General features: G+C 56.3%; 21 protein-coding genes and 2 pseudogenes. 19 read left to right on the top strand and 4 right to left on the bottom strand.

Annotated elements, in window-relative coordinates; genetic code table 11:
- Window position 1: 1 nt before the first annotated feature.
- The 10 genes and pseudogenes from fkpB (at window position 2) to ABMA60_RS04625 (ending at window position 7,094) form a co-directional block, all read left to right on the top strand.
- On the top strand, window positions 2-442 hold the full coding sequence (gene fkpB, locus ABMA60_RS04580) for an FKBP-type peptidyl-prolyl cis-trans isomerase (RefSeq protein WP_392800413.1): 441 nt from the start codon (window positions 2-4) through the stop codon (window positions 440-442).
- Window positions 432-1,379: a 4-hydroxy-3-methylbut-2-enyl diphosphate reductase gene (gene ispH, locus ABMA60_RS04585; RefSeq protein WP_392799385.1), complete on the top strand. Its 948-nt coding sequence runs from the start codon at window positions 432-434 to the stop codon at window positions 1,377-1,379. Before fkpB ends, ispH begins: the two co-directional genes overlap by 11 nt.
- Window positions 1,380-1,505: 126 nt before the next feature.
- Window positions 1,506-1,580: pseudogene (locus ABMA60_RS04590) on the top strand (prepilin-type N-terminal cleavage/methylation domain-containing protein); the annotation flags it as partial.
- A 117-nt stretch (window positions 1,581-1,697) separates the two neighbouring features.
- A pseudogene (locus ABMA60_RS04595) lies at window positions 1,698-2,060 on the top strand (GspH/FimT family protein); the annotation flags it as partial.
- 1 nt (window position 2,061) lies between these two features.
- Window positions 2,062-2,520 (top strand): type IV pilus modification protein PilV, encoded by a 459-nt coding sequence (gene pilV, locus ABMA60_RS04600; RefSeq protein WP_392799388.1) that lies wholly within the window; start codon window positions 2,062-2,064, stop codon window positions 2,518-2,520.
- Between the two features lie 12 nt (window positions 2,521-2,532).
- The gene (locus tag ABMA60_RS04605) at window positions 2,533-3,558 is read left to right on the top strand and encodes a PilW family protein (protein ID WP_392799391.1); all 1,026 of its coding nucleotides are present in this window, start codon (window positions 2,533-2,535) and stop codon (window positions 3,556-3,558) included.
- Window positions 3,558-4,235 (top strand): PilX N-terminal domain-containing pilus assembly protein, encoded by a 678-nt coding sequence (locus tag ABMA60_RS04610; RefSeq protein ID WP_392799394.1) that lies wholly within the window; start codon window positions 3,558-3,560, stop codon window positions 4,233-4,235. Before ABMA60_RS04605 ends, ABMA60_RS04610 begins: the two co-directional genes overlap by 1 nt.
- 25 nt (window positions 4,236-4,260) lie before the next feature.
- Window positions 4,261-4,734 carry a type IV pilin protein gene (locus ABMA60_RS04615; protein ID WP_392799396.1) on the top strand — a complete coding sequence of 158 codons (474 nt, stop codon included), beginning with the start codon at window positions 4,261-4,263 and terminating at the stop codon, window positions 4,732-4,734.
- Window positions 4,735-4,818: 84 nt separating this feature from the next.
- A complete protein-coding gene (locus ABMA60_RS04620; RefSeq protein WP_392799399.1) occupies window positions 4,819-6,441 on the top strand; it encodes an NAD+ synthase in 1,623 nt (540 codons plus the stop codon).
- The gene (locus tag ABMA60_RS04625; protein ID WP_392799402.1) at window positions 6,438-7,094 is read left to right on the top strand and encodes an HAD family hydrolase; all 657 of its coding nucleotides are present in this window, start codon (window positions 6,438-6,440) and stop codon (window positions 7,092-7,094) included. Before ABMA60_RS04620 ends, ABMA60_RS04625 begins: the two co-directional genes overlap by 4 nt.
- Window positions 7,095-7,098: 4 nt before the next feature.
- Here the strand turns inward: ABMA60_RS04625 and ABMA60_RS04630 are convergent, their stop codons facing one another.
- Window positions 7,099-7,923: an outer membrane protein assembly factor BamD gene (locus ABMA60_RS04630; RefSeq protein WP_392799405.1), complete on the bottom strand. Its 825-nt coding sequence runs from the start codon at window positions 7,921-7,923 to the stop codon at window positions 7,099-7,101.
- Window positions 7,924-7,988: 65 nt separating this feature from the next.
- Here ABMA60_RS04630 and rluD point away from each other — a divergent pair, with 65 nt between their 5' ends.
- The 9 genes from rluD (at window position 7,989) to ABMA60_RS04675 (ending at window position 19,687) form a co-directional block, all read left to right on the top strand.
- A complete protein-coding gene (rluD, locus tag ABMA60_RS04635; RefSeq protein WP_392799408.1) occupies window positions 7,989-8,960 on the top strand; it encodes a 23S rRNA pseudouridine(1911/1915/1917) synthase RluD in 972 nt (323 codons plus the stop codon).
- Complete coding sequence (gene pgeF, locus ABMA60_RS04640) at window positions 8,957-9,688, top strand: peptidoglycan editing factor PgeF (protein ID WP_392799411.1); 732 nt, start codon at window positions 8,957-8,959, stop codon at window positions 9,686-9,688. Before rluD ends, pgeF begins: the two co-directional genes overlap by 4 nt.
- A gap of 102 nt (window positions 9,689-9,790) precedes the next feature.
- Window positions 9,791-12,370: an ATP-dependent chaperone ClpB gene (gene clpB / locus ABMA60_RS04645; protein ID WP_392799415.1), complete on the top strand. Its 2,580-nt coding sequence runs from the start codon at window positions 9,791-9,793 to the stop codon at window positions 12,368-12,370.
- A gap of 137 nt (window positions 12,371-12,507) precedes the next feature.
- Window positions 12,508-13,569: a LacI family DNA-binding transcriptional regulator gene (locus ABMA60_RS04650; RefSeq protein ID WP_392799418.1), complete on the top strand. Its 1,062-nt coding sequence runs from the start codon at window positions 12,508-12,510 to the stop codon at window positions 13,567-13,569.
- 68 nt (window positions 13,570-13,637) lie between these two features.
- Window positions 13,638-14,888, top strand: a complete 1,251-nt coding sequence (locus ABMA60_RS04655) for an ABC transporter substrate-binding protein (RefSeq protein WP_392799421.1) — start codon at window positions 13,638-13,640, stop codon at window positions 14,886-14,888.
- A gap of 74 nt (window positions 14,889-14,962) precedes the next feature.
- Complete coding sequence (locus ABMA60_RS04660) at window positions 14,963-15,874, top strand: carbohydrate ABC transporter permease (protein WP_392799423.1); 912 nt, start codon at window positions 14,963-14,965, stop codon at window positions 15,872-15,874.
- Between the two features lies 1 nt (window position 15,875).
- Window positions 15,876-16,766: a carbohydrate ABC transporter permease gene (locus tag ABMA60_RS04665; RefSeq protein WP_392799426.1), complete on the top strand. Its 891-nt coding sequence runs from the start codon at window positions 15,876-15,878 to the stop codon at window positions 16,764-16,766.
- 2 nt (window positions 16,767-16,768) lie between these two features.
- Window positions 16,769-18,172, top strand: coding sequence for an FAD-dependent oxidoreductase (locus ABMA60_RS04670; RefSeq protein WP_392799429.1), 1,404 nt, complete (start codon window positions 16,769-16,771; stop codon window positions 18,170-18,172).
- A gap of 105 nt (window positions 18,173-18,277) precedes the next feature.
- Window positions 18,278-19,687 carry a hypothetical protein gene (locus ABMA60_RS04675; RefSeq protein WP_392799432.1) on the top strand — a complete coding sequence of 470 codons (1,410 nt, stop codon included), beginning with the start codon at window positions 18,278-18,280 and terminating at the stop codon, window positions 19,685-19,687.
- A 54-nt stretch (window positions 19,688-19,741) separates the two neighbouring features.
- On the opposite strand, the gene ABMA60_RS04680 is transcribed toward ABMA60_RS04675, so the two are convergent.
- The 3 genes from ABMA60_RS04680 to gcvA all read right to left on the bottom strand — a co-directional run bounded on the left by ABMA60_RS04680 (window position 19,742) and on the right by gcvA (window position 22,079).
- A complete protein-coding gene (locus ABMA60_RS04680) occupies window positions 19,742-20,557 on the bottom strand; it encodes an NAD-dependent epimerase/dehydratase family protein (RefSeq protein ID WP_392799435.1) in 816 nt (271 codons plus the stop codon).
- Window positions 20,554-21,018, bottom strand: a complete 465-nt coding sequence (locus tag ABMA60_RS04685) for a MarR family winged helix-turn-helix transcriptional regulator (protein ID WP_392799438.1) — start codon at window positions 21,016-21,018, stop codon at window positions 20,554-20,556. The genes ABMA60_RS04680 and ABMA60_RS04685 overlap by 4 nt, the downstream gene beginning before the upstream one ends.
- 134 nt (window positions 21,019-21,152) lie before the next feature.
- Complete coding sequence (gene gcvA, locus ABMA60_RS04690) at window positions 21,153-22,079, bottom strand: transcriptional regulator GcvA (protein ID WP_392800415.1); 927 nt, start codon at window positions 22,077-22,079, stop codon at window positions 21,153-21,155.
- Window positions 22,080-22,109: the final 30 nt, after the last annotated feature.

Here is a 22,109-nt window from a genome sequence, read left to right on the forward strand (position 1 = left end):
CATGGACGTGATTCAGGAAAACGCCACCATCACGCTGCATTTTGCGTTGCGTCTGGACAGCGGCGAAACGGTGGACACCACCTTTGAGAAAGCACCGGCGACGTTGACCATCGGTGATGGTAATCTGCCGGAAGGCTTTGAGCGTCATTTGCTGGGCCTGGCGGTGGGTGACCATCGCACCGTCCGTGTCGAGCCTGAAGACGCCTTTGGTCAGCACAATCCGCAGAACCTCCAGACCTTCAAACGTGACCAGTTTGGTGCCGACATCGAACCTGGCATGGTGATGTCGTTTGCTGATGCCGGTAACAATGAGTTACCCGGCGTAATTGCGGAAATCGAAGGTGACTTTGTTACAGTGGACTTCAACCACCCCTTGGCTGGCAAATCGCTGGACTTCGAAGTGGAAATTCTCGCCATAGAGAGCGCGACTGATGGACATTAAACTGGCCAATCCGCGCGGCTTCTGCGCTGGAGTCGACCGCGCCATCGATATCGTTAACCGGGCATTGGAACTCTACGGGGCGCCTTTGTACGTGCGTCATGAAGTGGTGCACAACAAATTCGTGGTCGACGATCTGCGTCAGCGCGGCGCTGTTTTCGTCGATGAGCTGGACGAAGTACCGGACAACCAACTGGTGATTTTTTCCGCTCACGGCGTATCCCAGGCAGTGCGGACCGAGGCCGACAAGCGCGGCCTGAAAGTGTTCGACGCCACCTGCCCGCTGGTTACCAAGGTGCACTTGGAAGTCTCGCGCTACAGCGCCGACGGCATGGAATGCATTCTGATTGGTCACCGTGGCCATCCGGAAGTCGAAGGCACCATGGGGCAGTACGATCACAGCCAGGGCGGCGATATTTATCTGGTGGAAAACGAAGACGACGTCGCCACTCTGCCGGTGCGTGATGAAAGCCGGCTGGCTTATGTTACTCAGACTACCCTGTCGATGGACGACACCGCTCGCATCATCGATGCTCTGCGTGCGCGTTTTCCTCAGATCGAAGGTCCGCGCAAAGACGACATCTGCTACGCCACCCAGAATCGTCAGGATGCGGTGAAAACCCTGGCCGCCGAATGCGACATCGTATTGGTTGTTGGCTCCCCGAATTCGTCCAATTCCAATCGATTGCGCGAACTCGCTGAACGCATGGGTTGCGAAGCCCACCTGCTCGACGACGCCAGCCAGTTGCAGGCCAAATGGTTCGAAGGCAAACAGCGCATTGGCGTCACCGCCGGCGCTTCCGCTCCGGAAATCTTGGTGACTCAGGTATTGGATGGATTAAAAGCCATCGGTGCCGAGGCCCCTATCGAACTCGATGGCATCCCCGAGAACATCACCTTCTCCATCCCGCGCGAACTGCGCATGAAGGATCTGGGTTAAACCGGATTCGTTCAGCGCAAAACATGAAGCGGTTGGCAAATTTAACGGCTGACCGTCTCTCACCGCTGCCCTTTCGACCACCGCTCGATTAGCCTGTTTGTTCCACGCCTGACACGGATGAAAGGCATGCACACAGCGAAAGGACTGACGCTGATCGAATTACTGGTGAGCCTGGCACTGCTCGGAATACTGAGCGCCATGGCGTTACCCAGCTACCGTCAATTGATTCAAACTCAGAGCGCCGATCGGTTGCGTGATGACTTGTTTGCCGCCTTAATGTCGGCGCGCAATCAGGCGACGACGTTGGCGTTACCCGTCACCATTTGTGGCGCTGCTAATAATCTGTTTACTGCCGAACCGGCTGATTTACGCTGTAATAGCCCGGCCAATGACTGGTCCGCTGGCTGGTTTGTCTTTATTGATTTAAATGAAGACCGCAAACATCAGCCAGATGAACGAGTACTGTCGGTGTATGAAGACACGCCTGCCGATGCTGACCTGACCTATAACCAGTCCTATACCCTTCGTTTTAACCGCCAAGGCCGCAGCCCCGGCAATAACGGTACCTTTCGAATAGCCAAAAACGACATTGGCTATTTGCAATGTGTGGTGGTGTCGAGCACTGGACGCTTTCGGTTTGAAGTGGCCGGTGATAAACACTGCAGTGCACAGGCAAGCTGAGATGAAAGTTTCAGCAAGACAGGATGGCGCCACACTGATTGAAGTTTTGATTGCCGTCGTGCTGCTCGCTATCGGTTTCCTCGGTTATGCCCAGTTACAAACCCGGGCCTTGCAAATCAGCAACGAAGCGCTTTATCAAAGCCGCGCTGCGGTAATGGCGGAGTCTTTGTTCGAGCGATTACGAGCCAACCGTGATTTAGCGCTTAACGGCAACGACTACCTTTTTAATGACGACGGCCAGGGCAACCTGCCGTCGCAACCAGACTGTGACCTCCAGGATTGCAGCGCCGTGCAAATTGCCCAGCGCGATCTGGCGCTTTGGCTGGAGCAACTCAAGGACACACTGCCCGGAGCGAGCGCCCGTTTAGAGCGCCAGGGGCACCGTTTTAAGTTATCGATGGAGTGGCCCGGCCAAGGTGGACAGGGTCAGCCAGCGGCGGTTTTTATCACCCGGTTGTAAGTGAGGGCATGGATGCAATCTTCACCTAAGACAATAGGCGTTAGTGGTTTTAGCCTGATTGAATTACTGGTCGCCATGGCGCTGTCGTTGCTGATTATCAGCACAGTGACGTTGGCTTTGATCAACAGTCAGCGCAGTCACGCCTTGTTGCAACAGCAAGGGCGTTTGCAGGAAACAGCGCGTCTGGCCATGGATATTATTTTGGCGGACATAAAACAAGTCGGTTTCGTGGGTTGCCCGTCTGGCCTGTTGAATATTGCTAATTTGGTCAGACCCGGCAGCGAGGATTATTTCTCACTGCTTCCTTTAATAAGCGCTGAAGATGATGTCGACGATCCTGATCATGATGTCGTAGTTGGCACCGATGTCATTACGCTGACTTTGCTCGAAACCGACGCCGCCTTTAGCGTCGAAAATCAGACCAGCAATGGCAGCGAAACACAACTCACTCTGGCCAGCGGCAGCCGCTTCGACAGCGGTTACGATGGTGAAATCATGGTGCTGGTCGACAGCAACTGTACCAATATGGCCATTTTCCGGGCCACCCGGATTAGCAATACCTCGCTAGCAGTAACGACATTACCGCCGGAGCCCGGAGAACATAATAACTACAATTGCACGCATCGGTTGAGAGGCAATTTTACCTGCTCGGATACCAGCGGTGCCGACGTTCAGCCGGCCTATGCAGCGGGTTCCATGCTCTATCCGTTGCAGCAGCGTAGCTATGCAATTCGCAATAAAGACAACGCCGGTAACGAGCTGGGGCAAATCAATACCACCGCAAACGACGAGATGCTGCTAAAAGGTGTCGATGATCTACAACTGCTGTATGGCCTGGACACCGACAACCCTCGCGATGGCATCGTCGACCGCTTTGTTGATGCCCAGCAGATTAAGGCGTCCAGCGTTTTGAATTTTTCTCAGCTTGTGGTCGTTGAACTAAGCGTCACGGTTAGCTCAGAGTCGTCACTAGAAAGCGACGAGGCGCTTTCTACAACGTTATCCAGCAGCGTTTATCTGCACAATGGAGGCTGGTGATGCATGCGGCCAAACAGCAAAGTGGTGTGGTGTTGATTCTGGTGCTGGTGTTCATGTTGGTGCTCAGCATTGCCGCTGTGGCAGCCATGCAGTTGGCGACTATGGAGCAGCAACTGAGCGGTCAGCTGAGTGAGCGCAATCGCAGTTTGCAGTGGACGGAAGCGGCGCTGACGAACATCGTCGATGATTTGAGGCTGGCCGATTTTGAGATCAACGCGGCTGGTCAGCTGTGTGAAACTGACTCCAATCATTGTTATTCCAGCCAGTGTCCACAAGGGCGATGCTTCGATGGAAGCTATAATGCAGCGGTCGATGCGAATGACGTCGACGACTGTATCTTGTCGGCGCGCAGTGCGCAGGATGAATGGTTTCAGGATCCGTCTCGCTGGTTAAGCTCCGGTCAGAATCAGCAGTCGGCACTCGAGTTTTCTGCCGCTGACGATTCGGTGCCGGTTTATGGTTTGATCGAATGGCGCTGTTATATACCCATCGACAACACCGATCCCAACGCCAATAACGATCATCAATTTCAGTCCAGTCACTGGCAGCCGCTGTTTCGTATTACCGCTTATACCTTAGGCCGTGGCGAACAGGCGCGAGTGATGACCCAGGTTTTATATAGCCCGGGTAGCGGTCGTTTCGGCTGGCGTGAAATACCGCTGCTTTTTGCGCCCTGAGATATTTCAATCAAGGAGGATTGAGATGCACAAACAAGCTGGCTTTACTCTGATAGAAATACTGATGGTTATGGCCATTCTTGCCATTTTGTTAGCGCTGGTTATTCCGGGCTACCAGCAAACGGTGCGTCAATCGCGGCGTACTGAAGCGGTCAGCTTGTTAACGACTGTGGCCAGTTTGCAACAACAATTAAAAACCCGTGCCGGGCATTTCACCAGCGATACCACCGAACTGGATACGACCTTATTGAAGCAGGATTATTATCAACTGAGCATGGTTGTGGGTGACGAAACCCCACTGAATATTTCGACTGGGTCATCTCATGTGCAGCTCGATTGCACCGCCGATCCCTGTTTCAAAGTGATTGCCGTCGCCGTGGATAGTCAGCAAGCCGATACCGACTGCGCCATCTTCACCCTCGACCACCTCGGTCGCAAACGTTCCTACGATCATAACGGCCAACAAAACCCGGCCGGCCCGGACGATCCCTGCTGGTAACACCGCGCTTGGCTGGCTCGGACTTGTCCTGATGCGGTCTTTGCCGGACAATACCGCCCCGCTCGCGACAAGGGTTCGCCTTTCATGACATTGCGCGTCGCTCTGGCCCAGTTCCGGTTCCCGGTGGGCGACATTCCTGGCAACACCGACAAGGTGCTCGATCTGGCGCGCGCGGCCCAGGCCGATGGCGCCGACCTGATCGTTTTTCCCGAACTCACCCTGGCCGGTTATCCGCCGGAAGATCTGCTGTTGCGTCCCAGTCTGGAGTTGCGCATCAATGAGGCCATTGAACGCCTGAAAACGGCCGAGCTGGACATCGCCATGGTGGTGGGTTATCCGGAACGTGAAGCGGGCAAGCTCTACAACAAGGCCATGGTCGTTCAGCACGGTCGGGTTATCGCCGACTACCGCAAACAGCATCTGCCCAATTACCAGGTGTTCGATGAAAAACGCTATTTCACCAAAGCCAGTGAAACCTGCGTGTTCGAATTCAAAGGCGCCAAGATAGCGCTGACCATCTGCGAAGACATCTGGTACGACGGCCCGGCACGGCGCGCCGCCGAAGCCGGTGCCGAGATCAACATCAATATCAACGGCAGTCCCTATCACATTGATCGCGAAGCCCAGCGCCACGAGCAGGTTGGCCGGGTTGCGCGTTCAACCAATATGACCACGGTCTACGTCAATCACATCGGCGGCCAGGACGAGCTGGTGTTCGATGGCGCCTCCTTTATCGCCGAAGCTGATGGCCGCATCAGCCTGACCTTGCCGGCCTATCGCGAATGTCTGCACAGTTGCGACCTGGAACGTACAGAGTCGGGCTGGCGGGTCACCGAGCCGGTCAAAGCGCCGGTCTTGTCGATTGAAGCCTCGCTTTATGAAGCGCTGAAACTGGGCCTGGCCGACTACGTGAATCGCAACGGTTTTCCGGGTGTGGTGCTGGGCTTATCCGGCGGTATCGATTCGGCGTTGAGTGCAGCCATTGCCGTCGATGCGCTCGGTCCGGATAGAGTGATGGCGGTGATGATGCCTTATCAATACACCGCCAAGATGAGCCTGGAAGACGCCGAAGCCGAAGCCAAGCTGCTCGGCATTCGCTACGAAGTGCTGCCGATCGGTGATGCTTATGAGGCCGCTTACGCCACCTTGGCGCCGATGTTCGAAGGCCGAGCGGTCGACACCACCGAACAAAATATGCAGTCGCGCCTGCGCGGTCTGTTTCTGATGGCGCTCTCCAACAAGCTCGGGTTCATGGTGCTGACCACCGGCAACAAGAGTGAGATGGCGGTCGGTTACGCCACGCTGTACGGCGATATGTGCGGTGGTTTTAACGCCCTCAAAGACGTACCCAAAACCTGGGTTTATCGTCTGGCGCGCTGGCGCAACACTCAAGGCGAAGCAATTCCAGAGCGTGTGATTACCCGACCGCCGTCGGCCGAGCTGGCCCCAGATCAAAAAGATGAAGACAGCTTGCCGGGCTACGACATCCTCGACGCCATCATCGAGCGCTACGTCGAACGCGACGAAAGCCTCGATGCCATAGTCTCAGCCGGCTTCGAGCGCGACGTCGTCGCCCAGGTAATTCGCCTGATCGACATCAACGAATACAAGCGCCGTCAGGCACCGGAAGGCGTGCGGGTGACTCCGCGCGGTTTTGGCCGGGATCGGCGCTACCCCATTACCCAAGGGTGGAAACCAGGACTATGAATATTCTCTGGGATTTGGACGGCACGCTGGTCGATTCCATGCCGGTGATCGTGCAGGCGATGAATGAAACCCGCCGGGCGTACGATCTGCCTGCGTTACCCTTTGCCGAATTAAAGCCCTTTATCGGCCCGTCCATTCATCCGACCTTTGCGCACTTTCTGAACACCGACGACGCTGAACGCATTGACGCGGCGGTGCGTCATTACCGCGCGATCTGCGATGAAACACTGGCTGATATTCCGGTGTTTGACGGTGTTGAGTCGGTGCTTGAATCGCTGGCCGAAGCCGGTTGTCAGCAGTTTGTGGCGACGGCCAAATACCGCCCGGTCGCACGTGAATTGTTGAAACTGACCGGTTTGGAGCGCTGGTTTATCGACGTTTATGGCTCGGGTGAGGGCGGTGCGCTGGGCCACAAGCCCGAATTGCTGGCACATCTGTTGGCAGAGGAAGGCTTGCGTCCGGCGGAAACGCTGATGATCGGCGACACCCACTACGATATGGAAGCCGCCCGCGCCAATGACCTGACCGCCATCGGCGTTGCCTGGGGTTACGGCGAAAACGACGCTTTACTTGAGGGTGGCGCGCACCACCTGGTCAACACGCCGGATGAGTTGCTGGCGGCGATTCGCGCCAGCCTGGTCTGCGTTTGCTAACGGCTTAGCTAAACCAACCCAAGGTCAGTAACTTAACCCACCAGCGTTCCTGCTCGATGTAGGGTGAGTGGTATTCGCCATTGCGCAGCGTCGGGTGATCAGGATACTGCTCGCGCAACTGGGCCAGTGCCAGTGTCCGGTCATCCGGGCGGTCCAACGCTTCATAAGACTCGATCAGCACCACCAAGGCATCGCTTTGCGCGCTGACGCCCGGGTAGTGTGTCTGTACGACTTTGGCGCGCTCGGCGGCAGCAATCCAGGCGCCGCGACGCATGTAGTAGTCGGCCACCACCAGTTCGTGACGTGCCAGCGCATCCTTCAACAGAATCATCGTATCGATGGCTTCACTGCGATAGGCCGAGGTTGGAAAACGATCGGTGTAGTCTTTCAGTGCGCTGAAGGCGCGTTCACCATCCTGCTGCGAACGCTGCGCCAAATCCCCGCGTCCGGTGATGCCGGCATTTTCTTCGTAGAGCCGGTAATAGCTCATGCCTTTCAGGTACCAGGCGTAGTCGACGCTCGGATGGTCCGGATTCAGGCGGGTAAAACGATCGGCATCCAGCACGGCCTGAGCAAAATCGCGGCTGCGATAGCGCGCGTACATCAGATCAAGCTGGGTTTGCTGAGCGTAGCGACCGAAGGGAAAACGGTTCTGTAACTGTTCCAGCGTATCAATCGCCAAATCGTAACTCTGGCGGTCAATGTAGTCAGATGCCTGTTCATAGAGCGCCTGCTCAGATTCGGCATCATTGGAACCGAAGAGCGCGCAGCCGCTCAGGCCGGTCACTAAAATGAACAAAGTAAAGAGCTTGGTGAACAACGAAGGCATGGGTTGAATCCGGCCGGTGACGTACAATGGGCGGCTATTGTAACCACAGTCACCTAAGGGCACCAATGATCGCATCCGCCGAGCGCCTGATCGAAACGGTTGAGGTTCCTCTGGAACTGGGCCGGAAACGCTTTGACCAGATCGCCGCTACTCTGTTCAGTGAGCATTCTCGCTCGCGCATTCAACAATGGATCAAAGACGGCGAATTGCGCGTCGACGGCCAGGTGCGCAAAGCCAAAGACAAACTGATCGGCGGTGAAACCCTGCACTTGGATGCAACGCTTGAGGCCGATGAACGCTGGGAAGCCGAGCCGATTGAGCTGGATGTGGTCTACGCCGATGATGACATCATTGTTATCGATAAACCCGCCGGCCTGGTGGTGCATCCAGGCGCGGGCACGCCCGGCGGTACGGTACTCAACGGCCTGCTGTATCACTACCCGGAACTGGCACAGGTGCCGCGTGCTGGCATCGTCCATCGACTCGATAAAGACACCACCGGTTTGATGGTGGTGGCGCGCAGCCTGACGGCTCACACCTCCTTAGTAAATCAATTGCAAACCCGCACCATGGGCCGCGAATACGAGGCGGTTGCCAGTGGAGTGATGACTGGCGGCGGTACCGTCGACGAACCAATCGGTCGTCACCCGACTCAGCGCGTCAAGATGGCAGTGACTCCGATGGGTAAGGAAGCGGTCACTCACTATCGGGTGCTGGAACGTTTTCGTAACCACACGCTGGTGCGTTGCAAGCTGGAAAGCGGACGTACGCATCAGATTCGTGTGCATCTGTCGCACATCGGCTACCCGCTGGTGGGCGATGCGCTGTACGCCGGACGCCACCGCCTGCCCAAGGGTGTGCATTCGCAGGTGGCCGAAGCGCTGCGCAATTTTGGTCGTCAGGCATTGCATGCGGTGCGGCTGGAATTACAGCATCCCAAAACCGGCGAGGTGATGGCCTGGGAGTCGGAGTTGCCCGACGATCTGATTGATCTGCTGGCGCTACTGGAAGCCGAAGTGGAAGGCGATCTGCCATGAGTGTCGTCTTTCCGGATTGGCCATTGCCGGAAGGCGTCCGCTTAGCCTGGACGCAACGCTCTGGCGGCGTCAGTCAGGCACCGTTCGACAGCTTCAATCTGGCACACCATGTCGGTGACGACGCGGCTACTGTGGATGCCAACCGTCAGCAATTACTCACTTCACTGCCTGGCTGCACCGATATTCGCTGGCTCAGCCAGGTGCACGGTACCGATGTTAAAGATGTCTGCCTAAGTCAAAACGGCGAGCCTGCCGATGCGGCTATTACCTCTGAACCGGGGCTCGCGGCCTGCGTAATGACCGCAGACTGTTTGCCGGTGTTCTTCTGGCAGCAGGATGGCCGCCAGGTTGCCATAGCCCACGCTGGCTGGCGCGGTCTGGCCGGTGGTGTGCTGGCGAATACGTTGGCGCAGTTCGATGATCCGGCGACTGTTTTTTGCGGGCTCGGCCCGGCCATTGGCCCGACCGCCTTTGAAGTTGGAGCGGATGTCGTCGACGCCTTCTCTGGCTGGCCCAATGCTGATCTTGCTTTTCAGCCGACCGGCAAGGCCAATAAATGGCTGGCCGATTTGCCAGCGTTGGCTGCGGCCTGGTTGCAGCGAGCTGGAGTTGCAACGGTGTATTGCAGCGGCGAATGCACCTTTGTGCAGGGCGATGACTACTATTCCTACCGACGTGATGGCCGCACCGGCCGCATGGCTAATCTGATCTGGATTGCCGCCAAATAAAGTGCTGCTTGACTAAGGTCAAAGCACCGCATTTCAAGCGCTTGTTATTGCGTCCTATGCCCCTATCTGCTTGGGTAACAGAAACCTCGATGAGGACACCTCATGCGTATTGATCGTTTGACCTCGAAACTGCAGGTCGCGCTCTCAGACGCCCAATCCATAGCGCTTGGGCGAGACCACAACTTTATGGAACCGGCGCATCTGCTGCAGGCGCTGATCGAGCAGAAAGGCTCGTCCATTGTGCCGATGTTGAATCAGGCCGGCGTTAATCTGGGTCAGTTAAAGCAGTCGCTGGGTCATTACCTGGATGGCCTCGCCGTGATCGATAATCACGACGGCGAAGTGCATATGTCCAACGACCTCGGTCGGGTGATGAACCTGGCCGACAAGCTGGCGCAAAAACGCGACGACCAGTTTATTGCCAGTGAACTGGTGCTATTGGCCATGGTTCAGGACCGCTCGCGCATCGCTTCTTTGCTGCAAGAAGCCGGTGCCACCAGCGCCAAACTGGAAGCGGCCATTGACTCCATCCGTGGTGGCGAATCGGTGAACAGCGCCGAAGCTGAAGAAAGCCGTCAGGCACTCGAACGCTACACCATCGATCTGACCGAACGCGCCGAATCCGGCAAGCTTGATCCGGTGATTGGCCGTGACGATGAAATTCGTCGCACCATTCAGGTATTACAGCGCCGCCGCAAAAATAACCCCGTGCTGATCGGTGAACCCGGTGTTGGTAAAACTGCCATCGTTGAAGGTCTGGCGCAGCGTATCGTTAACGGTGAAGTGCCGGAAAACCTGAAGAATAAGCGCGTCTTATCGCTCGACCTGGGCGCCTTGCTGGCCGGTGCCAAATACCGCGGCGAATTCGAAGAACGCTTAAAAGCAGTCTTGAACGAATTGTCGAAACAGGAAGGCCAGATCATTCTGTTTATCGACGAACTGCACACCATGGTCGGTGCCGGCAAAGCCGAAGGCGCGATGGACGCCGGCAATATGTTGAAGCCCGCCTTGGCGCGCGGCGAACTGCATTGCGTTGGTGCCACCACGCTCAATGAATACCGCCAGCACATCGAAAAAGACGGCGCTTTGGAGCGGCGTTTTCAGAAGGTCGTGGTTAACGAGCCGAGCGAAGAAGACTCCATCGCTATCTTGCGCGGTTTGAAAGAACGCTACGAAGTGCACCACGGTGTCACCATTACCGACTCAGCCATTATTGCCGCAGTAAAACTGTCGCAACGCTATATCACCGACCGGCAATTGCCCGACAAGGCGATCGATCTGGTCGACGAAGCGGCGAGTCGCATCCGCATGGAAATTGACTCCAAACCGGAGAGCATGGATAAGCTGGAACGCCGTCTGATTCAGCTGAAAATCGAAGCCGAAGCGCTGAAAAAAGACGACGATAAACTGACCCGAAAAACGCTTGATCAACTGAACAGCACCATTGAACAGTTGGAGCGTGAATATGCCGACTTAGAAGAAATCTGGAACACCGAGAAGGCGGCGGTGCAGGGCACCCAGTCAATCAAAGAAGCGCTGGAACAAACGCGCGTCGAGCTGGAAAATGCCCGCCGCAGCGGTGATCTGGCGCGGATGTCCGAGCTGCAATACGGCCGCATTCCCGATCTGCAAAAGCAGCTCGATATGGCCAGCCAGGCGGAAATGATGGACATGCAGCTGCTGCATAACAAGGTGACTGACGAAAGCATCGCCAACGTTATCGCGCGCTGGACCGGTATTCCGGTCGAGAAGATGCTCGAAGGCGAACGCGAAAAACTGCTGCGTATGGAAGACAATCTGCACGGTCGGGTGGTCGGTCAGCACGAAGCGGTTGAAGCCGTGGCCAACGCCATTCGTCGCTCGCGTTCCGGTCTGTCCGATCCGAACCGACCCAACGGCTCTTTCCTCTTTCTGGGTCCGACCGGTGTCGGCAAAACCGAGCTGTGCAAAGCGCTGGCGGGTTTTCTGTTCGATACTGAAGACGCTATGGTGCGCATCGACATGTCCGAGTTTATGGAGAAACACTCGGTCGCGCGTTTGATCGGTGCACCGCCGGGTTACGTCGGTTACGAAGAAGGCGGTTACTTGACCGAAGCCGTGCGCCGCCGGCCGTACTCGGTGATCCTGCTAGATGAAGTCGAAAAGGCGCACCCGGATGTGTTCAATATTCTTCTGCAGGTGCTCGACGATGGTCGCCTGACCGATGGCCAGGGCCGTACTGTCGACTTCCGCAACACCGTCATCGTCATGACGTCCAACCTGGGCAGCGACATCATTCAATCGCTGGCCGGTGAAGAAAATTACGAGTCGATGAAGTCGGCGGTCATGGAGGTCGTCGGTCAGCATTTCCGGCCGGAATTTATCAACCGGGTTGACGAAGTGGTGGTGTTCCACCCGCTGGCTGAAGATCAGATTCGTGGCATTGCCGCTATCCAACTCGACGGCTTGCGCAAGCGTTTGGCCGACCAGGGGCTGAAGCTGCACCTGACCGATGCTGCCATGGATAAACTCTGCGCTGCGGGTTACGACCCGGTATACGGTGCACGTCCATTGAAGCGCACCATCCAGCGCGAGCTGGAAAATGGCCTGGCGCAATCGCTGTTGCGCGGTGATTTCGGCTATGGCGACGCCATTGAGGCCGATGTTCGGGATGATCAGATCGTCTTTACCGTCGGCCACTGAGTCGTCAATAAACGCAACCCGGGCACTGCCCGGGTTTTTTTTGAGCGAGATTTGACAGGGTTGATAAAGCGCTTTATCTTCGCGGCAATAAGCGAATAATAACAACCGTACTGACGTTACCCAGGTGACTTGCCGCCATGCCCAACACTCGTAAACGCGCCACTCAGTCCGACGTTGCCCGCCTGGCAGGCGTGTCTCCGGCCGTGGTGTCGACGGTGATTCGCGGCAAGAGCAATCACAATATCCGGGTCAGCGACGAAACCCGGCTGCGCGTGCTTGAGGCCATGAAAGAACTCAATTACGTGCCCGATGTCGTGGCCCAGACTTTGGCCGGCGGCAAGCGCCGTATCATCGGCCTGTTCAGTTTCGAAGCGGTGTTTCCCAAAGAGCAGAACGACTTCTTCCGGCCGTTCCTGCTCGGTGTCGAAAAAGCCGCCGAAGCCAATGGCTACGACCTGATGTTGTTTACCTCAGCGCCGGTGAAAAACGGTCGCCGGGCTATTTACAGCGACGGCATCAATCGTCTGGCGCTGGCCGATGGCGTGGTGTTGATGGGTCGCAACCCGGCGCCGGAAGACCTGCAACGGCTCGACGATGAAGGTTTCCCCTTTGTTTATATCGGTCGTAAAGACGCGCCAGGGCGAAGCCTCAGCTATGTGGCGGCCGATTATCGCCACGCCACCCTGGATGTGTTGGAACAATTTAGCGAGCACGGCCATCGGCGTGTGCTCTACCTGGGCGAAGCCAAGCCCAGTGAGCGCCACCACGACCGCGAAGCCGGCTATCAGGATGCGCTGTCGCGCGAGTTGATCGACAGCGATGCCGCGCTACGCCATCGCCGGGCGGCCACTCAACTCGACGCCGCCTGGCTCGATGACGTTTTGGCCGCCGGTGCCACCGCTGCGGTGGTTGAAGACATCCTGCAAGCGGAGCAGTTGTTTCGCTTGTTAACGGATCGTGGTCTGAGCGTGCCGGATGATTTCACCATTGGTCTGCTCGGCGAGCCCGATGCGCCGACCGACCTGAATCTGGACTGGTGTGGTTTCACCATACCGCGTGAGGAGATGGGCTTTCAGGCTTTTATCTCGCTGCTGTCGCGGTTGGAACGACCCATGGCGAAAGCCGCCATGCAAGTGACCTTGCCTTGCACCTTCCACCCCGGAGCCACACTGGCTCCCTGTCCGGCGCTTACCGTCTGACAGTCTAAACCCCAGGAAACCAGCGGACAGCGGAGTCCAACAGCAACAAAAACAACAAAGAGGTTTAAATGATAATGCGCTTAATCAAAACCACTACCTTCGCCTTGGGCCTTGGCCTGGCGATCAGCTCTCACACTCAGGCGGAAGATCTGCGTTTTACCGTCTGGACCGGCAGTGCCGCTCATCTGGGCATGCTCAATGAGTTTGCCGATGGCTTTCGTGAAACCCACCCGGGTGTGAATGTTCAGTTCGAAACCATTCCGTTCGGCGATTACATCCAGAAGCTGACCTTGCAAATCGGCGGTGGTAATCCACCGGATCTGGGCTGGATGCTCGAGGGCGCCGCCCCGACCTTTATCGAATCCAACGTCCTGCAGGACATCGGCCCGACCTTAACGGCCAACACTGAATACCAACTGGATGACTTCGCCGACTCGGCCATGGGCCTGTGGTACAAGGACGACGCTCTCTATGGCGTGCCGTTTTCCACCTCGCCTTTCGTCGTCTTCTACAACGCCGACCTGTTCGCAGAGGCTGGTCTGGATAACCCGTCCGAACTGGCTGCCCGTGGTGAGTGGACTTGGGAAACGCTGCGTGAATCCGCCGCCCAACTGGCCGATGCCAGCAACGGCCGTTACGGCTTTGAATCCATGGACGGCCAGGGTTACGACAGCCGTGTTTGGGACACCCTGGTACCGCTGATTCGCGCCTACGGTGGCGATGTCTGGGAAGGCGACAGCTGCACCCTGGACAGCCCTGAAGCCGTGCAAGCGGTCGAGCTCTATCACGACATGATCTTTGCCGATCAATCGGCAGTGCCGCCGGGTGAAATGGGTGACTTCTTCAACGGCCAAGCTGCGTTGACGTACACCCAGATCTCGCGCGCCTCCAAACTCGATGACGCCGATTTTGACTGGGGCATCGCACCGATGCCATCCGGCCCGGCCGGCGCCAGCCCGATCATCGGTCAGGCCGCCATCGTGGTGTTCAAAGGCAGCCCGAATGCTGAACTCGCCACCGAATTCCTGGCCTATATGACCAGCCAGATTGGTGTTGAACGCATGGCCGAATATTTCCCGCCAGCGCGGACTTCGGTATTGGCATCGACCGCCTTTTTGAACTCCAACCCGCGTCTGAATGAGCAAATGATGACCGTGGTTGGTGAGCAGATTGAGCACGGTCGGGTGCTGCCGGCACATGAGCGTCTGCCGATGATCAAGTCCGCCACGCGCGGCACTCTGGATCGTCTGTGGTTGCCCGATGCTGATGTCGCTGAAGTGCTGAGCGATGCCTGCCGTCGCATCGAACGCGAGCTGTAATTGGCGCGCGTGCTGAGTCAAACGGACGTCGGCAACAGCCGGCGTCCCCTGTTTTGTTTCGTCTGGTAAGAGCTATGTCTTCGACACCTGTCGTTACCGCACCAACAATAAATCGTTCGGCGCGCTTTCACGAAAGCCTGTCGGGCTGGTTATTCATCAGTCCGTTGCTGACCGGTTTCTGCTTGTTTTTTGTCGGTCCTTTGATTGCCATCTTTGTGTACTCGCTGACCGAGTGGAATATTTTGTCGCAACAATCCAGCTTTGTTGGTCTGGAAAATTACCGCGACATCCTCTTTGAAAATCCTGAATTCTGGGAAGTGCTGCGTAACTCTCTGGTGTTCGCTGCCGGCCTGGTGCCATTGAATGTGGCGCTTGCTCTGGTATTAGCGCTGGCACTGAATCGCGCTTTTCACGGCGTTATTGTGTTTCGCACTATGTTTTTCGCACCGGTGGTCACTGCCGGTGCCGCCTGGGCGATTGTGTGGACCTTCTTGTTGCAAAAAGAATCCGGCGGCATCAATCAGATGCTGGCGCTGGTCGGCATCGACGGTCCTAACTGGTTGCGCCAACCGGACTGGGCCATGTTCAGCGTCATCGTCACTCGGGTGCTGAAAAACGTCGGCCTGAATATGATTTTGTATCTGGCCGCCTTGCAAACCATTCCGCGCGACTACGCCGAAGCGGCGACGCTCGACGGCGCTGGTCGCTGGCATATTTTCCGTCATCTGACCTGGCCGATGCTGGCGCCGACGACGTTGGTGATCAGCATCGTCACCGTGGTCGGTTCGTTAAAAGTATTCGATCACATCTATCTGATGACCGGTGGTGGGCCGGAAAACGCCACCCTGGTGCTTGCTTATTACATCTACGAACGCGCCTTCGAATTCTTCGAAGTCGGTTACGCCAGTGCGCTCGCTGTGGTGCTTTTTGTAGTCACCCTGGGTCTCACCCTGGCGCAGTGGTTTATGAAGAAGGAGAGCAACTGAGATGACTAGCTTGGCTCAAAGTTCGCGCTCCTATGAGGCTGGCGACCGTGGTCGATTGATTCGCCTGTCGCTGAAAAAAATCTGTTGGTACCTGGCGTTGATCGGCCTGAGTATTCCGTTCGTGTTTCCTTTTATCTGGATGCTGTCCGGATCGCTGAAAACGCAAAGTGAAATCACCGCCTTTCCGCCCAAGCTGATTCCCGAAAGTCCGGCCTGGGAAAACTACGTCGAGATTTTCAGTTATCAGCCTTTTGCGCAGCAGTATTTTAATTCGCTGTACATCGCTGCCGCCGTGACCATTTTAATTCTGGCGGTGGCATCGATGGCGGGTTACGCCTTTGCGCGGCTGAAATTTCGCGGCAGTAATTTCTTATTCGTCTTCCTGTTAATGGGCCTGATGATGCCCGAGGAAGTCACCATCATTCCCAACTTCTATTGGATGAAACATCTGGGATTGGTGAATACTCATTGGCCCTTGATCCTGCTGCCGGTATTCGGCTCGCAAGGCATCATCGCCACCTTTTTGATGCGCCAGTTCTTCGCGGCTTTGCCGGTGGAATTGGAAGAAGCGGCCAAGCTCGATGGCCTCAGTCGCTTCGGCATCTTCTGGCGCATTGCGCTGCCATTGTCGAAACCGGCACTGGCGGCGGTCGCCATCATTTCCTTCCTGCATTCCTGGAATCTGCTGCTGGAGCCTTTGGTGTTCCTCAGTGATCTGGACAAATTCACCGTACCACTGGCACTGACCAACTTCTCCGATGCCTACGGCCTGCCGCTGTGGCATTTGCAGCTGGCAGCGACGTCGCTGTCGGTGATTCCGGTCTTGTTGGTGTACATCATCGCCCAGCGACAAATCGTCGAAAGTTTCGCGATGTCGGGCGTTAAGGGGTAAGCATGACTCAAGCAACCAAAACCACGACCGTGGCCACACAGCCAGCACCACATTATCAACTGGTGGTAATGGGCGGCGGCCCGTCCGGTGCCATGGCCGCGACCATGGCTGCGCGTCTCGGCGTGAAAACCTTGCTGATTGAACGCGGCGGTTTTCTCGGCGGCACTCTGACCATGATGGGTGTCAGCCCAATGATGACCTTCCACAACCCGGCCGGCGAACAAGTCGTCTGGGGTCTGGCCGATGAAATGGTTGAGCGCTTAAAAGCACTCGGCGCTTCACCGGGTCACGTCGTTGATTCGGTGACTTATTGTTCAACTGTGACACCCTTTGATGCCGAAGCGATGAAGCGTGTACTGGAAGAAATGGTGGTCGAAGCTGGCGCCGATATTCTGTATCACACCATGCTGGCCGATGTGGCTGTCGAGGGCGACCGGATCAAACATCTGGTGGTGTGCAACAAAGCCGGATTGTCGGAAGTCACCGCCGATCATTTTATCGACGCCACTGGCGACGGTGACCTCTCGTCGCGCGCCGGCATTCCGTTCGAAATGGGCCGCGAAGGCGACCACGCCACTCAGCCGATGACCATGAATGTGAAGATCGGCGGCGTCGATATCGAGCGCATCAAAGCCGATGTTCAGGCGCATCCCGATAACTACGAATTTGACCTCGGCCCGGAAGAAGGTGTGCGTCGGGTGATGTCTACCGATCGCCTCAGTCTGAAAGCCTTCGGCAAACAATGGATGGATTATCGCCGTCGCAATAACGTCACCATTCCACGCGAATACATCTTGTTTTTCGAGACCCATGAGCGCGGCACTGTGGTGGTCAATTCGTCACGTCTGCAAGGTTTCGATGCCACCAACCCCTGGGATGTGACGCGTGCCGAAATCGAAGGTCGGCGTCAGTGTTATCAGATTTATCGCTTCCTGAAAGACGAAGCTATTGGCTTTGAAAACAGTGTGCTGTTGTCGACGCCCTATCACGTTGGCGTGCGTGACTCACGGCGTATCAAAGGCGCTTATGTATTGACCGCTGATGATGTCATGAATCAGGTGAAATATGACGACACCGTGGTGCAGGGTGCTTATCCGATCGATGTGCATTCACCGGATAAAGAAGCCACCGAATCCATTCACCTGTCACCCAACCACACCTACTTTATTCCGTTGCGCTGCTTGTATGCGCCACAGATCAGCAACCTGGTGGTGGCGGGTCGTTGCATCAGTGCCGATCACAATGCGTTTTCAGCGATACGGGTAACGCCCATCGCCATGTCTATCGGTCAGGCGGCGGGTGCCGCGGCGGCCTTGGCAGCGGCTGGCAAGGTCGGTGTCGCCGAGGTTGATCCCAAGGCGGTACAACAAGCGCTGCAGGATCAGGGCGCCAAGCTGAAACTCTGAAGCAAACAAGGTTGGCGGCGGCTTTCAGGTCGCCGCTTTTTTTTCATCTAAAAAGGAGGCAATTCGCTCAGTTTTTTCACCTAAATCCACTTCGAGGAAACAACAATGACAATATTTTCGAAGCTTTTTTTTGCCTGCATGCTCGGCGCAGTAATGGCGGCCAATATTTACGCGGCACCGCCTAATCTGAATCACCAAAGTGTGGTCGTCGATCCGGCCAACCTGGCCGAAGATGACACCGGTGAAATTATTTTCCCAAGCCTGCTGCGGGTGGCTGATCACGTTGCCAATCCGTTGGGTAATTATTATCTGTATTTCGCGCCGCACGATGCGCCGGGCGATATTAAAGTCGTCTACGCCGATAACATCGAAGGCCCTTACACCGAATACGCTGGCAACCCGCTGATCGATAACAGCGGTCAGGGCAAGCTGGGTGTCTCGGCGGTTTCGCACGTGTCCAGCCCTAATGTTGTTTGGATGGAGCAGTACAACAAATACTTCCTCTACTTCCATGGCGAAAACAACACCACGCGCTGGGCCTGGTCGACCGATGGTCTGAACTGGACGATAGCGAACGACAATATCGCCGTGACCGCGGCCGACTTTAACGCCGCCTTTGGCAGCGGTTTCACCGAAACCTCTTACGCGCGGGTGTTCGAATACACCATTCCAACCTGGGGTGATCGTTACACCATGGTGCTGATGGTTAACCGCAACAACACCCGCAGCATCGCCCTGGCAACCTCCAACGACGGCAAGCATTTCACGCCGCGCGATGGGGCCTTGGTATCGCCCGGACCCGATGGTCAAAGTCATATTTCCGGTGCCTTTTATTGGCAGGACGCCGGCAAGCACTATGTGCTGTATCACGGTGCCAGCAATATTTATTACACCGAAGTGGGCGCCAACTTCGATCAGGAAATTCATCACGGAATTTTCTACGATCCGGCCAGCATCGGCCCTGAATACAACAAGGCCGCCGAGCCCTTCCTGCACTATGAAAATGGCCAGTGGCATATGTTTTATTCGGTAGGCCCGCGCCTGAGTCAGAAGATTGGTTATGCCAATGAAAGTGATCCACCACCGACCGCCGACCTGGGCATTGTTGTCGACAACGACAGCGCCGATTTCCTGCGCAGCAGTAGCGGTTGGTTGAGCAGTAACTCCACCTATGGCTACTGGGGCACCGATTATCTGGTCGATGAAAACGCCGGTACCGATGCGGATGTCTGGGCGGTGTGGCAACCGACGCTGCCGACCAGTGGGGAATATCAGGTTTACGCCCGGTGGAGTGCAAACAGCAATCGACCGGATGCGGTGCTGTATCGCGTTTATCACCAAGGCCAGGTTACCGAGGTTTGGAAGAACCAGACCATCAACGGCAACAGCTGGCAGTCGCTGGGCAGCTATTGGTTTGACGCCAACGACCAGGCTAATAACCGGGTCTCCATCGACGCGGCGAGTGACTTAGGACGTACTATTGCCGATTCGGTGCGCTTTGTGCCGGTCGACTAATCGGCTAAAAACAGCAGTGGCTGAAGCCACTGCTGTTTTTTTCCGCCGTCACGCTTACAGCGTGCCTTCGCGAAAGGATTGATACGTCGTCGCAACCGCCGGTTGAAAACCCAGTTCTCGGCTTAACCGACCGTCGGCCTGCAAAAACCAGGGGTTTTCCAGAGGGGCGGCGGATGGGGCGATGGGTGAACCGGCCAAAGCGGCGAGCTCGTAAAGCGTCATCGGAGCGTCATCGACAATATTCACCACTTTTTGGTCCATGACCCCGGCTAATGCCAGGTTCACGGCGGTGGAGATGTCGCGGTGGTGCACCATGCTCATGCGTGTAGCTGGATGCCAGCCTAATTGCTCGACCAAGTTCGCGACCATATCGATGTGCCCGTCATCGTCACCATAGACAAACGCCAGCCGCAAAATTGACCAGTTCAAGCCACTGGCGCGCAGCGCTTGCTCGGCCTCCAGTTTGCTGGCCGGGTAGGCCAATACCGGCGCTACCTCATCGTCTTCTCGGGACGGCCGTGGTGTGTCTTTGTTGTAGATGTTGCTGGTGCTGGCCATGATAAAACGCGCTTCAGGCGCGTACTGCTGCGCCGCTGCAATCAGGTTGCGAGTGCCTTCGGCATTGGCTTTCCAGATCAGGTCTTCATCCTGAGTGCGAAAGGTCGCGGCCAGGTGAACGATGGCGGTGACACCCCGAACGGCGTCCGCCAGGGTGGCGGGGTCAAGCAGGTCACCTTCGACAACGGCGACCTTATCTGCAACAGATTTTCCCGGGCGGATCAGCGCGCGGCAATCGACACCCTCAGCCAGTAGGCGTTTCAGCAAACGTGAACCTACCAGGCCTGTGCTACCGGTGATAAGAACAGTCATGTTTCACGATCTCCAAAGTTGTGATGTTCCAGACGTTCGGTAGCGGTTTGGAGGACCTCGGCGATCAGATCGAGCGTCTGCTCATCCACACCGTCAAAGGCGATATCACGCATCACAACGATGGGGTTGGGCAGCCGTTCCCAAAGCTGCCGCCCTTGCTCGGTCAGTGACAACACCCGTTGCCGTTTGTTGCTGGGGTCGGGCGATTGATCGATAAAGCCCTTACGCACTAGCGCGCTGACGATGTCGCTTAACGTCGGCTTTTCGACCTTGAGCAGTTCAATAAAGTCGCGTTGAGGCATTGCGCCGTCCTGCACCAGGTGGAATAGGACCATCCATTGAGTGGAGCCCAGGTCATAAGGCCGAAGTAACCGCTCCATAAAAGTGCGACTGGCCAGATGGTAGTGTTTTATCCATTTACCAGCAGGGTGAAGCTGCAGATGATCCAAGCAAACCTCCATGGTTCGCTACCGAACTAAATATTATTCGGTACCGAACTATTAAGCAATTGGTCGATAGTCATGTGTTTCGTTCTATGGGTCGATGCCGTGCGGGGAACATTGTACCGGTGGCAAGACTCGGATGCAGACCCGGTTTATTCCGCATCGGGCAGGGCGGCGTCGGCCGCCATCTCGGCCATAATCCAATCGTGGAACTGGCGCATGGCAAAGCTCATCGGTCGGTCTTTTTGGTAAACCAGATAGAGCGCTTTGCCCAGTTCCAATTGCAAAGGCCAGGCGACAACCAACTGGCCATTTTGAAATTCTTCACTGACCAGACTTAAATCGGTCAACGCTATCCCCAAACCACGAGCCGCCGCCTGAGCCGTCAGCAAGCCACTGGAAAAGTGCTGGCCTTTACGACTTTCCTGAAATACAGCGCCTGCCGCTTCAAACCAGGCGGGCCATTCGTCCGGCCTTTCCATGACATGCAACAGAGTGAAGGCGGTCAGATCGCTGGGTTGGTGGATCGGTCGTTCGGCAAGTAACTCGGGTGAGCACACCGGCACCAGAGCGACATCTTTGAGGTGCAATAATTCAACGTCATCCCAACGACCATCTCCGAAATAGACGGCCATGTCGGTATTGCTGTGGGAAAAATCGACGCGGTCTACCGATGCAGATATATCCAGCTCGATATTGGGATGTTGCTCATAAAAGCGGCTGATGCGAGGCAACACCCAGCGCGTTAAAAAGGCCGGCGCCACCGCCAGGGTCAACTCGCCGCTGTTGTGGTTGGCGGTCAGTTTCTGGGTGGCTTTGTCGATGTCATTGAGCGCTTTTTGAATGGTTTTCAGGTAATCCTTGCCCGCTGAGGTCAGTTCAATGCGCCGGGTCTGGCGAATAAACAGCGCCACTTCCAGAAAGGACTCCAGCGTTTTGATCTGGTGGCTGATCGCCGATGGCGTTACAAACAGCTCCCGTGCTGCCTGTTGAAAACTGCCCAGGCGGGCGGCGGCTTCGAAACTGCGCAGACTGTTCAGTGGCGGTAAGCGTTGGATAAGCCTGCTCCATGGATGAATTCAATTCAAGTATAGCCGGAAACGAAGCGC

The sequence above is a fragment of the Saccharospirillum sp. HFRX-2 genome, assembly GCF_043196805.1.
Taxonomy (GTDB): Bacteria; Pseudomonadota; Gammaproteobacteria; order Pseudomonadales; family Natronospirillaceae; genus Saccharospirillum.